The organism is Achromobacter sp. Marseille-Q0513 (assembly GCF_018195695.1).
GTDB lineage: Bacteria > Pseudomonadota > Gammaproteobacteria > Burkholderiales > Burkholderiaceae_B > Achromobacter.
Window position 1 is genome coordinate 30,524 of sequence record NZ_JAGTJY010000036.1, and the last position, 7,777, is coordinate 38,300.

The window sequence follows — 7,777 nt, forward strand, 5'->3', positions numbered from 1 at the left end:
CGCCTACAACGTGCCGCGCGACGCGCTCAAGGTCGTGACCAAGCGCCAGCCCACCGAACAGGAAATGGACGATCTGGCCTTCGCCTGGAAGGTCGCCAAGTACGTCAAGTCCAATGCCATCGTGTTCGTGGGCGGCGGCATGACGCTGGGCGTGGGCGCCGGCCAGATGAGCCGCATCGACTCGGCCCGCATCGCCTCGATCAAGGCCGAGAACGCCGGCCTGACGCTCAAGGGCTCGGCCGTGGCGTCGGACGCCTTCTTCCCGTTCCGCGACGGCCTGGACGTGGTGGTGGCCGCGGGCGCGACCTGCGTGATCCAGCCCGGCGGCAGCGTGCGCGACGATGAAGTCATCGCGGCGGCCGACGAGCACGGCATCGCCATGGTGCTGACCGGCACCCGTCACTTCCGCCACTGATGCGCATCCTCGGCATCGATCCCGGCCTGCGCCGCACCGGCTTCGGCGTGGTCGATGCCGATGGCATGCGCCTGCGCTACGTCGCCAGCGGGACCATCGTGGTCCCGCCGTCGCTGGCGCTGTCCGAACGCCTGAAGGTCATCCTGGACAACCTGCGCCAGGTGGCGCAGGAGACCCGGCCGGACGTGGCCGCGCTGGAAATCGTCTTCCTGAACACCAACCCCGCCTCGACCCTGCTGCTGGGCCAGGCGCGGGGCGCGGCGCTGTGCGCGCTGGCCGACAGCGCGCTGGCCGTGCACGAATACACCGCGCTGCAGATCAAGAAAGCCGTGGTCGGCACCGGCCGCGCCGCCAAGGAACAGGTGCAGATGATGGTCCAGCACCTGCTGTCCCTGGACGGCACGCCGGCCCCCGACTCGGCCGACGCGCTGGCCTGCGCCATCTGCCACGCGCACGCCGGTCCGCTGCAGGACAAGCTCGGCCGCCTGGGCGCTGCGCTGGGCGGCGGCCAGACCCGGCTGCGCAACGGCCGCCTGGTCGGCTGAGCCACCCCGCCCTCCCGCGGCCCGCGCCGCGCGTATAGAATCCCCGCATCCCGCCGCGCATGCGCGCGGCTCCACCTTTCACGCCATCTTCCCGCCATGATCGGACGCATCACCGGAACCCTGATCGAGAAACTGCCGCCCACCGTCTGCGTGGACGTCAACGGACTGGGCTACGACATCGACGTGCCCATGAGCACGCTGTACGCGCTGCCCGAGAACGGCGCGCGCGTCACGCTCTACACGCACCTGACGGTGCGCGAGGACGCCCACATCCTGTATGGCTTCGCCACGGCCGGCGAGCGCAGCGCCTTCCGCGAGCTGATCAAGGTCAGCGGCATCGGCGCGCGCACCGCGCTGTCGGTGCTGTCCGGCCTGTCGGTGGCCGACCTGGCCCAGGCCATCACGCTGCAGGAATCCGGCCGCCTGACCCGCGTGCCGGGCATCGGCAAGAAAACGGCGGAACGCCTGCTGCTGGAAATGCGCGGCAAGCTCGGCGCCGACATCGGCGCCCAGGCGCATGCCACGCCCGACAATCAGTCGGACATCCTGAACGCGCTGCTGGCGCTGGGCTACTCGGAAAAGGAATCGCTGTCGGCGCTGAAGACGCTGCCCGAAGGCGTGGGCGTGTCCGACGGCATCAAGCTGGCGCTCAAGGCGCTGGTGCGCTGAGGGCGCGGCCCGCGCTAGCCGCGGGCGCTACAGATAGCTGGGCGCCACTGTTTCCAGCCCGGTCGGCACCACCCGCAACTCGGGCGCCATCGGCCCCGAACAGACGTTGTCGCGCCGCAGCGAATCCAGGTTGTCGCGCGACATCAGCGGCTCGCCGGGCAGGCATTCGAAAAACAGCGCCTGCAGGCGGCCCAGCCCCATCGGCATGGGCCAGACCTGACGCGGATGCCCGCTCCAGGCGGCGCACAGGCGCACGATCTCGCCCAGCGTGTACACCTGGGGCCCGCCCAGCTCATAGGCCTTGCCGCAGGCGTGCGTGTCATCCAGCGCCGCCGCCATCGCGGCCACCACGTCGCCCACGTAGACCGGCTGCATGCGCGCATGCGCGCCCGCCAGCGGCAGCACGGGCAGCCAGCGCGCCAGGCGGGCGAAAAGATTGGTGAAGTTGTCATCCGGGCCGAACACCACGGACGGACGGAAGATGGTCCAGCCGCCGTCGCGCCAGCCGTCGAGTTCCTGGCGGACGGCAGCCTCGCCGTCGCCCTTGGAACGCTGATACATGCTGGCGCCGGCGGAATCGGCGCCCAGCGCGCTCATGTGCAGCAGGCGCCGCACGCCCTGCCGCCGGCAGGCCTGCGCGACGCGCTGCGGCAGCGTCACATGGGCGCGCGCGAAATCGGAACCGTAGGGCTTGCCGGCATTGCCGTGCAGGATGCCGACCAGGTTGATGGCGGCGTCGCAGCCGCGCATCAGGCGGTCCAGCGTGGCGTCGTCGTGGACGTCGTCGGCCATGAGCGTGACGCCGGGCAGGATCTGCAGATCCCGCCCGCGGCCATAGCTGCGCGTGGGCACCAGGATCTGGTGCTGTCCGCCGCCGGAAAGCCGGGCGACCAGGCGACGGCCGATGAAGCCGGTGCCGCCGATGACAAGGATACGCATGAGCAGCCCCTGTTCGTCAGGATTCAGCCCGATTCTGCCTTGCGGCCAACGCATCCGCAAGCGCGCGCCGGCGTTGAAAAATCAAATGGAGAGCAGTTTGGCGTAGGCCGGCAGGTCGACGTTGCCGCCGCTGATGATGATCCCCACGCGCGCGCCGCGCACCGGCACCACGTTCTGCAGCACGGCCGCGGTGGACAGGCAGCCGGTCGGCTCCACCACCATCTTCATCCGTTCGGCGAAGAACTTCATGGTCGACACCAGTTGATCGTCAGTCACGGTGACGATGTCGCGCACGTACTTCTGGATGAGCGGGAAGGTCAGGTTGCCCAGGTGGGTCGTGGCGGCGCCGTCGGCCAGGGTCTTGGGCGCGGGAATTCGGACCACTTCACCTTTGCGCAGCGATTGCTGGCCGTCGTTGCCGGCCTCGGGCTCCACGCCGTAGACCAGGCAGCGCGGGCTCAGCGCATAGGCGGCCAGCGCCGATCCGCCAAGCAGGCCGCCGCCGCCCAGGCAGACGAACAGGTAGTCCAGCTCGCCCACTTCCTCGAACAGCTCCTTGGCCGCCGTGCCCTGCCCCGCGATCACGTCCTCGTGGTCGTAGGGCGGAATCAGCGTGGCGCCGGTCTCGGCCTGGATGCGGCGGGCGATTTCCTCGCGGTCCTCGGTGTAGCGGTCGTAGGTCACGATCTTGCCGCCGTAGCCCTCGGTGGCGGCGCGCTTGGCCGCGGGGGCGTCCAGCGGCATGATGATGGTGGCCTGCACGCCCTGCATGCGCGAGGCCAGCGCGATGGCCTGGGCATGGTTGCCGGACGAGAACGTCACCACGCCCGCGGCGCGTTGCGCCGGCGTCAGGCGCGCGATGGCGTTGTAGCCGCCACGGAACTTGAACGCGCCCATGCGCTGGAAGTTCTCGCACTTGAAGAACAGCGAGGCCCCGGCGATCGCATCGGCGGTGGCCGAGGTCAGCACGGGCGTGCGGTGCGCGTGGCCGGCCAGGCGTTCGCTGGCGCGGACGATATCGTCGTAGCTGGGGAGATTCGTGGGCAAATCAGGCTGCATGGGACGGGTCCTCAGATCGCGGGGGTCGAAACCCTGGGATCATATACCCGCCCAGGCCATCCCGCCGCGCGGCGGCCGGCCCGCCACGGCTACTTGCCGAACAGATCCCCGCTGGCGCTGGCCGTGCCGGCGGGCGGCGTCAACCCAAGGTGGCGCCAGGTGGTCAGCGTGGCGGTACGGCCGCGCGGCGTGCGCTGCAGATAGCCGTGCTGGATCAGGTAGGGCTCGATCACGTCCTCGATGGTGTCGCGCTCTTCGCCGATGGCCGCCGCCAGGCTGTCCACGCCCACCGGTCCGCCGTCGAACTTGTGGATGATGGCTTCCAGCAGCTTGCGGTCCATCAGGTCCAGCCCTTGCGGGTCGACTTCCAGCATGGCCAGGGCGCGACCCGCCACGTCTGCGTCGATGGTGCCGCGCGCCTTGACCTCGGCGTAGTCGCGCACGCGCCGCAGCAGGCGGTTGGCGATGCGGGGCGTGCCGCGGGCGCGGCGCGCGACCTCGGCGGCGCCGTCCGGCGTGATCTCGGCGTTGAGCAGGCCCGCGCTGCGCGTGACGATATGGCCCAGGTCGGCGGCGTTGTAGAACTCCAGCCGCGAGACGATGCCGAAGCGGTCACGCAACGGATTGGTCAGCATGCCGGCGCGGGTGGTGGCGCCCACCAGCGTGAAGGGCTGCAGGTCCAGCTTGACGCTGCGCGCGGCCGGGCCTTCGCCGATCATGATGTCGATCTGGAAATCCTCCAGCGCCGGGTACAGGATTTCCTCGACCACGGGCGACAGGCGGTGGATCTCGTCGATGAACAGGACGTCGTTCTTTTCCAGGTTGGTCAGCAGCGCGGCCAGGTCGCCGGGACGCTCCAGCACCGGGCCGGAGGTCTGGCGCAGCTGCACGCCCATTTCATGCGCGATGATGTGGGCCAGCGTGGTCTTGCCCAGGCCCGGCGGGCCGAACAGCAGCACGTGGTCCAGCGCTTCGCCGCGCTTGCGCGCGGCGGCGATGAAGATCTCCAGCTGTTCGCGCGCGCGCTGCTGGCCAACGTATTCCTGCAGCGCCTTGGGCCGCAGGGCGCGCTCGATGGACTCCTCGTTGGGCGACGCGGGCTGGGGCGCCACGATGCGGGCGGCGTCGGGACGGGAGGAGAGCGAATCGGACTGGATGGCCATGGTGCGGAAACGGCTAGGGACAATGCAACGAGCATCGTACCGTAGATGGCCCGGCCGAGTGCGCCGTCCCGCAGACGGGTCCGCTAGGCGGCGTCCGACAGGGGCAGCCGCACGCGCACGCACAGGCCGCCCGTCTCGGCCTGCAGCAGTTCCAGCGAGCCGCCGTGGGCGCGGGCGATGGCCTCGGCCAGCGCCAGCCCCAGGCCCACGCTGCCGGTGCGGGTGCGGGCGTCGTCCAGGCGGCTGAAGGGCCGCAGGGCCTCGCGACGGCGCTCGGGCGCGATGCCCGGGCCGTGGTCGGCCACGTCCAGCACCGCGTGGCGACCTTCCTGGTGCAGGGTGACATCGACCGGGGGCGCGCCGTGGTTCAGCGCGTTGCCGATCAGGTTGTCCAGCAGGCGGCCCAGCGCCACGGCGTCCGCCTGCACCACCAGGGCCGGATCCTCGGCGCCGTGCAGCCGGATGTCGGTGCCCGCGCCCTGCCAGGCGCGCACGCGCTCGCCCAGCCAGTCCTGCAACGCCATGGACGCATACCGGTAGGCCGCCGGATCGGTGCCGCGCACGAAGCCGATGAACTGGTCGACCATGTGCTGCATGTCCTGGAGATCCGCGCGCAGGCCGTCCTTGAGCTTGGAATCGTCGGCCAGCTCGATGCGCAGCCACATGCGGGACAAGGGCCCCTTCAGGTCATGCGGCAGTCCGGCCAGCAGCGTGCGGCGCACAGAATCCGATTCGGCCAGCGCGTCCAGCATGGCGTTGAAACGCTCGCCCAGCGCCCGGGTCTCGGTCGGACCGGCGGGATCCACGCGTTGCGGCTGTCCGGCGGCCAGGCGGTCGGCGGCGTCGGCCAGGCGCGTGAGCGGACGCGTGATATGCCAGGAAAACCCGACCGCCAGCAACAGCAGCAGGCCCAGGCCGCCCAGCCAGGCCGCGGCCAGCGGCGTCGACACGGGCGGGTCCAGGCGCTCCAGCGGGATCACCAGCCATTCGCGCAGGCGCGGCACGTCCTCGCTGTCGGAATTGGGCGCCAGCGAAATGAAGATCTCGGGCGTGGGGCCGCGCGACAGGGCCACGCGCGTGCCGTCGTTCAGGCGTTCATTGAGCTGCTGCACCAGTCCGCGCAGGTCGCGACGGACATCGTCGACCTCGGAGCGATAGGGCGAACCGCCCTCGCGGCGGTCGAGCATACGCTCGGCCGCGCGGGCGGCGGAGCGTTCCTCGTCTTCTTCGCGGGTCATGTCCCCCGGCGCGTGCGGCACGGGCGTGGCGTTGACCGTCGGCGGCCTCGGCCCGCCCCGGGGCGGCGGCGGATGGCGGCCGCCGAAGCGCTGCAACCGCGCCTCGATCGGCAGCACCCGCGACCACAGCCGCCACTGGTTCTGAGAGGCCGCGCGCACGAATTCCGCGCGCTCCTCGGCCGGCACCTGCGAAACGGCCGCGCGCAAGGTGCGGATCGTGGTCACGATATAGCCGATGGCCACGTCTTCCATGAACTTGTGGCGGAAATACGTGACCGTGACCAGCGTGGCGGCCTGCGTCAGCAGCACCGCCCCCAGGATCAGCAGAATCAGCCGCGCGCGCAAGGAGCGCGGCACCAGGAACCCAAGAGAGAATCGCATCACTTATCCAAACCGCCGCCACACCATATGCCACCCAACCAAACAATGCCCTCCCGCCGACCTGGGCAGCGCGGATCCGGCTCCGCCGGTCCGCAGTTGCGCCCCCTCGAGGGGGAAGCGCGCAGCGCTTCGGGGGTGGGCTTCATCCTTTATGGGGAAAAGCGGTAGCCGATGCCCCAGACCGTCTGTATCCAGCGCGGCTGCTTGGGATCGGTCTCGATCACGCGACGCAGCCGCAGGATGGCGATGTCGATGGCCCGGTCGTTGCGCTCGCCGCCATCGTCGTCGCGCGCCAGCGCCAGCAGGCGCTCGCGCGACAATGGCTTGCCGGCGTTGCGCACCAGCGCCTCGAGCAGATTGATTTCGCCGCCGGTCAGCTTGACCACCACCTGCTCGCGCGACAGCTGGCGGGTGGCGGGATCGAACACGAAGGGGCCGAAAGCGACCGGCGCGTCCTTGGTCAATGCGGACGGACCGCGCTTGCGGCGCAGCACGGCCTCGATGCGCGCCAGCAATTCGCGCGGATCGAAGGGCTTGCCGACATAATCATCGGCGCCGGCCTCCAGGCCGATGATCCGGTCCACCGCCTCGTCGCGCGCGGTCAGCAGGATGACGGGTATGTCCTCGCCCTGCTCGCGCAGCCGGCGGCAGGCGTCGGCGCCGTCGCCGCCGGGCAGCATCCGGTCCAGGACCAGCAGGTCGGGCGCATAACGGGTGATGCGATTGGCCAGGTCGCTGGCGTCCGGCGCCAGCAAAGTGTCGTAGCCGTGCCGGTTCAGGTAATCGGCCAGCAATTGCCGCAACGCCGGATCGTCATCGACAACCAGCAATTTGGTGTGGGGATTTTCCATGGATGCCATAGTGGGCCGCTCCGCGCCCGGCCGCAAGAGCCAGGAAATCATCTGAAATATACCTGTTGCACGACGTTTGCCGAATTTACCCGTCCTTTCCATGCGCGGGCGGCGCCGGACGGACCAGCCCCGTCGCGGACGTAAAATAGCTCCCGCTTGCAGCCGCTGGTCCGGTTTTCTAAGAATCGTTTACAGATATGGCGGCGCGCATTTTCTACACTGCATGTCTATGGCCGTTCCCGCATCCTGGCGCGGGCGGCTGTCGTGTGTCGCGCTGACGGCGGCTTGCGCCTGCCCGCTGGCGCCGGCCGTCGGCGGTCCGCTCGAAGCGCCTCCAACCTATCCGCCCTACGCCGGCGCCCCGCAATATGCCGCCCGCGGCATCGGCGCGCTGTCGCCCGTGCAGCCAGTGCCGGTGCGTCCGGCTCCGTCCTTCGACAACCGCGCCGTGCCGCTGGATCCCACGCCCTGCGACCTGCAACCGGCCGAGCCCGGCCAGGACAGCGCCGTGCAGGCG

The 7,777-nt window shown here is 70.2% G+C and carries 7 protein-coding genes and 2 pseudogenes; 4 read left to right on the forward strand and 5 right to left on the reverse strand.

Features of this window, described 5'->3' with window-relative positions:
* From purH to ruvA, 3 genes and pseudogenes are all read left to right on the forward strand, one after another.
* A pseudogene (purH, locus tag KDH83_RS32510) lies at positions 1–415 on the forward strand (bifunctional phosphoribosylaminoimidazolecarboxamide formyltransferase/IMP cyclohydrolase); the annotation flags it as partial.
* The gene (gene ruvC / locus KDH83_RS10400; protein ID WP_212315136.1) at positions 415–960 is read left to right on the forward strand and encodes a crossover junction endodeoxyribonuclease RuvC; all 546 of its coding nucleotides are present in this window, start codon (positions 415–417) and stop codon (positions 958–960) included. The pseudogene purH and the gene ruvC, both read left to right, overlap by 1 nt.
* A gap of 96 nt (positions 961–1,056) precedes the next feature.
* Positions 1,057–1,629, forward strand: a complete 573-nt coding sequence (gene ruvA / locus KDH83_RS10405) for a Holliday junction branch migration protein RuvA (RefSeq protein ID WP_103272670.1) — start codon at positions 1,057–1,059, stop codon at positions 1,627–1,629.
* Between the two features lie 27 nt (positions 1,630–1,656).
* On the opposite strand, the gene KDH83_RS10410 is transcribed toward ruvA, so the two are convergent.
* From KDH83_RS10410 to KDH83_RS10430, 5 genes are all read right to left on the reverse strand, one after another.
* Complete coding sequence (locus KDH83_RS10410) at positions 1,657–2,568, reverse strand: complex I NDUFA9 subunit family protein (protein WP_212315138.1); 912 nt, start codon at positions 2,566–2,568, stop codon at positions 1,657–1,659.
* A gap of 81 nt (positions 2,569–2,649) precedes the next feature.
* A complete protein-coding gene (locus KDH83_RS10415; protein WP_212315140.1) occupies positions 2,650–3,627 on the reverse strand; it encodes a threo-3-hydroxy-L-aspartate ammonia-lyase in 978 nt (325 codons plus the stop codon).
* Positions 3,628–3,716: 89 nt separating this feature from the next.
* Complete coding sequence (gene ruvB / locus KDH83_RS10420) at positions 3,717–4,790, reverse strand: Holliday junction branch migration DNA helicase RuvB (protein ID WP_212315148.1); 1,074 nt, start codon at positions 4,788–4,790, stop codon at positions 3,717–3,719.
* 83 nt (positions 4,791–4,873) lie between these two features.
* On the reverse strand, positions 4,874–6,409 hold the full coding sequence (locus KDH83_RS10425) for an ATP-binding protein (protein WP_212315150.1): 1,536 nt from the start codon (positions 6,407–6,409) through the stop codon (positions 4,874–4,876).
* 149 nt (positions 6,410–6,558) lie between these two features.
* Positions 6,559–7,260 carry a response regulator gene (locus tag KDH83_RS10430; RefSeq protein ID WP_103276329.1) on the reverse strand — a complete coding sequence of 234 codons (702 nt, stop codon included), beginning with the start codon at positions 7,258–7,260 and terminating at the stop codon, positions 6,559–6,561.
* Between the two features lie 229 nt (positions 7,261–7,489).
* Here KDH83_RS10430 and KDH83_RS32515 point away from each other — a divergent pair.
* A pseudogene (locus tag KDH83_RS32515) lies at positions 7,490–7,777 on the forward strand (fimbrial protein); the annotation flags it as partial.